We start from the raw sequence: 3,437 nt of genomic DNA, 5'->3' as shown, positions 1-3,437 counted from the left end.
CGACTGGCTCCACACCTACAATCACCACCGCGGACACACCGCACTCGCAGGCAAGCCACCCGCCAGCCGCGTCCCCAACCTCACAGGACAGAACAGCTAGGCCCCGCCGGTGTGGACGCTGAACGCCGAGCGGCGGGCCGCCCGGGCCACGCCCGGGTCCGGGTGGACGCCGGAGACCGCCGTCAGCACCGAGGCCGCCCGCGGGTGCCCGGACTGCCGGGCCCGGGCGAACAGCCGCACCGGGTCACCCGCCGAGGCGCCCTCGACGTGCCCCACCAGCAGCTCCGTCTCGCCGTGGTCCAGCACCGCCGCCGCCGTGTCCACCCACAGCCAGGCCGCGTCCTCGGCGCCCAGCACGTCCGCCGGGGCGACCCCCTCGTCCGAACGCTCGGCCAGCCAGAGCAGCGCGTACGGGCGCAGCACCGGCTCGTCCACCGCTGCCCGCACCGCCTGCTCGGCCGGACCGCCCGCCACCCGCAGCGCCTCGAAGGCCAGACCGCGCACCAGCGCGTCGTCACCCTGGGCCGCGTCCAGCAGCTCGGCCACCGCGCGGTCCGCCGGGCGGGCCGCCACCCAGGCGCGGAACTCCGCCCGGGCCGGGCCCGGCGAGTAGTCCGCGCAGGCGTTCAGCAGCTCGAAGGCGCTCTGCTCGATGTGCCCGGCCGCGGTCTGGGCGACGGTGCAGATCTCCTCCAGCTTCGCCCGCACCGCCCAGTGGCCCAGCGGGGACAGCTCGGCGGCGTCGTCGCGGCGCACCACGGCGCCGACCGCCGTCAGGCCGTCCAGCATCCAGTCCAGCACCGCGGCCACGTCGGAGACGGCGGCCGGGGTGTCGATCTGCGGCGCCCGGCAGGTGCCGCGGACGGCGGACACCGCCGAGGCGGCGTGCGGCACCGGCGACAGGCCCGGGTTGCCCAGCCCGGCGCCGACCCGGCGCTCGTCCAGGCCGCGGCGCAGCAGCTCCAGCAGCTCGCTCTCGGCCACCGGGCCGTCCACCAGGTGCAGGAAGGACAGCAACTGCGGGGCCTGGTCCACGGCCTGGCCGGCCAGGACCGCGAACACCCCGCGCAGCGCGGCGGGCGGCACCGGGGCGAGCAGCGTCCAGGCGTCGAACAGCCCGGACCAGCCGCGCACCACGGCCTCGTCGTCGTGCTCCCAGGCGTGCAGGCGCCAACCGGGGCCCGCTCCGCCGTCCCGGGCCTCCACCAGGCCCACCAGCAGGGCCTGGCCCCAGGCCTTGACCGCCGCGCCGACCGTCATGGCCAGCGCCCGGCCGGCGTCGCGGGCGTCGTCCGGGAGCAGCTCGCCGCGCTTGTCGACCTCCGCCAGCTCCCCGGCCCAGCGGGCGATCCGGACGGCGTCCACCAGCATCCGACGGGCCAGCGGCGCCAGCTCGGCCGGCGCGGGGAAGCCCTCCGGCACCGGAACCCGGCCCCGGCCGGGGGCCGGCGCGGGCCCACGGCGCCGGGGTACGGCGGCCCCGCCCGGCCTGCCGCCGGAAGGCCGTTGGGCCGTACCTGGGAGACGGGTCACCGTCGCACCGGTACCGATCGTCGGCGGGAGCGGGGCATCACGGTCGCGCGGGTTCCGAGACGTCACGTCGAGCAGTCTTCCCCTTGTACCGGCCTTCTGTCACATCCGGTTGCCCGTACGACCGCTCGACCGGGGGCGGCACCTCCGCAAGATCGGGCAACAGAGGCAAACCGCCTGGCCGGAAACGTGTGGCGGGGTCATGCCAGGGGGCGGCGGGGCGTCACGCTGCGTGTGGGGACGGGGTCTGTGGGTGGTTTCACGGGGGCGGGAGGGGTGGGGAGCGGTGCAAGTGGAGGGCTGCGATCCGGCCAGGTGGCATGTGCCTGCGGGGGGACGCGGCGGCACCGGAAGTCGGCGGGGTCGACTTCCGGTGCAGGGGGTGAGGGGGGAAGGGAGCTGCTGACGGGCTTGGGGTGGGCTTTCGGGAGCAAGGTTTGCCCCTGAGGGCGGGTCAGGGTGGTGGGGCCGGAGGGGAGGGGCGGGGAGGGGGGAAGGGGAGGGCCGGAGGGGGTGGGTCAGAGGAGAGGGGTCAGCCAGCGACGGAGGAGTTCGGTGTAGTGGTCCGGCGCCGAGTTCCAGAGGGCCGCGTGCTCGGCACCCGGGAAGCGCTGGAGGTTCACCACGTCGTGGCGGGCTGCGGCCAGGAGCTCCACCGGGCCGATCGGCGCGAGCGTGTCGTCCGGACTGTGCAGCACCAGGGTCGGGACCCGCAGGTCCGCGCCCTCCGCCAAGCGGGAGGAGTCCGCCAGGTCGACGCCCGTACGGCCCTCCGCCGCCAGCGCGCCGAGCTCGGCGGAGACCCCGGTGAAACCCGCCCGGGCCGCGTCCCGACGGGCGGCCGTGGGCAGGTCCAGGACCGGCGAGTCCAGCACGATCCCCCTGATCGCGTGCGCCCAGGCCGAACGCGCCGCCGTCTGCAGCACCGTCGTCGCACCCACCGACCAGCCGTACAGGATCACCCGGCCCGCGCCGTGGTCCAGGGCCAGCCGCATCGCCGACTCGACGTCCCGCCACTCCGTCTCGCCGAAGTGGCTGTAGCCGTCCGGGGACGCCGGGGCGCCCTCGTCGCCGCGGTAGGTGACCGCCAGCGCCGGCAGACCCAGGCGGTGCAGGGCCGGCAGCACCGGAAGCACCTGCTGGCGGTCCGCCTCCGGGCCGTGGACCAGGACCACCCAGGTGCCGCGCTTGCCGCCGAGCAGCCAGACCGGCAGCGGGCCGAGCTCGCCGTCGGCCACGGTCTCGGTGAAGGCCAGGCCCAGCGCCGAGGTCGGATCGCCCAGGTGCACGCGCGGAGTGAAGCGGACCTCGGTGCCGGGCGTCAGGGTGCCCCGGTCCGCCCGGACCAGCCGGCGGGTGACGCCCTGCGCGTCACTGTGCAGGACCTCCTCCACCACCGCGTGCCCGCCGTCCGCCCACTCCACCGCCCAGCGACCGGGCCGCAGGCTCTCCGGACGCCGACTGAACGTCACCCGCCCCGCCGCGAGGCTCTGCACCAGCACCGGCCCCGAATCCGGGCCGCCGGCGGCCGGGCCCGCGCCCGGACGGACCAACCGCTCGGAGGCCCGACGGCCGACGACCAGGACGGCGGCCCCGGCGGCGGCGGCCGCCACGACGGCTGCGGTTCCCCAACGCATATCGATCCCCGCTCTGTTCACTGACCCGGACGGTGTTCGAGGACCAGTCCACAAGGGGGGTGGCGGGGCGGCCACTGGGCGGGGCCGTCTGGGGGGCCGCTGCGCGGGGCTTTGGTGGGGGGGGTGGGCTCTCGGGAGGGTGGGTTGGTCCGGGGGCGGTTCCGGGGGTGGGCGCTCCGGGGGCTGGGTGATTTTCCGACCGCCGACCCTGTGGGCACGTGGCTGGGCGCCGTGGGCGCGGGGGAAATCACCCCCCACCCCCCACACCCC

General features: G+C 76.8%; 2 protein-coding genes and 1 pseudogene. 1 reads left to right on the top strand and 2 read right to left on the bottom strand.

All coding sequences use genetic code 11. The features are described 5' to 3' along the window. A pseudogene (locus tag ACFC1T_RS38275) lies at positions 1–100 on the top strand (IS481 family transposase); the annotation flags it as partial. Here ACFC1T_RS38275 and ACFC1T_RS38270 read toward each other — a convergent pair. Next, on the bottom strand, positions 97–1,422 hold the full coding sequence (locus tag ACFC1T_RS38270) for a hypothetical protein (protein ID WP_375897403.1): 1,326 nt from the start codon (positions 1,420–1,422) through the stop codon (positions 97–99). The pseudogene ACFC1T_RS38275 and the gene ACFC1T_RS38270 overlap by 4 nt on opposite strands. Before the next feature lie 626 nt (positions 1,423–2,048). Further along, positions 2,049–3,167: an alpha/beta hydrolase family protein gene (locus tag ACFC1T_RS38265; protein ID WP_375897400.1), complete on the bottom strand. Its 1,119-nt coding sequence runs from the start codon at positions 3,165–3,167 to the stop codon at positions 2,049–2,051. Positions 3,168–3,437: the final 270 nt, after the last annotated feature.

The organism is Kitasatospora sp. NPDC056076, from assembly GCF_042266305.1.
Taxonomy (GTDB): domain Bacteria; phylum Actinomycetota; class Actinomycetes; order Streptomycetales; family Streptomycetaceae; genus Kitasatospora.
The sequence above is the reverse complement of the archived record's forward strand: the minus strand, read 5'-3'. Positions and strand labels throughout refer to the sequence as shown.